The 247-nt window shown below is 53.4% G+C and carries 1 protein-coding gene; it reads left to right on the forward strand.

Going from position 1 to position 247, the window contains the following annotated elements:
* A partial coding sequence (gene pspE, locus AC0IX4_RS23235; protein ID WP_471831442.1) for a thiosulfate sulfurtransferase PspE occupies positions 1 to 247 on the forward strand: 247 nt, incomplete at both ends.

The raw sequence follows: 247 nt of genomic DNA on the forward strand, positions 1-247 counted from the left end.
GTGTTTTCACTGCCCGTTTTCGCCGCTGAACACTGGATCGATGTTCGTGTTCCAGAGCAGTATCAGCAAGAGCACGTTCAGGGGGCCATCAATATTCCCCTGAAGGAAGTGAAAGAGCGCATTGCCACCGCCGTTCCGGATAAAAACGACACCGTGAAAGTGTATTGCAATGCCGGACGCCAGTCAGGGCAAGCAAAAGAGATCCTTAGCGAGATGGGATATACCCACGTTGAGAACGCCGGTGGCC

It is taken from the genome of Rhodococcus sp. AC861 (assembly GCF_979256035.1).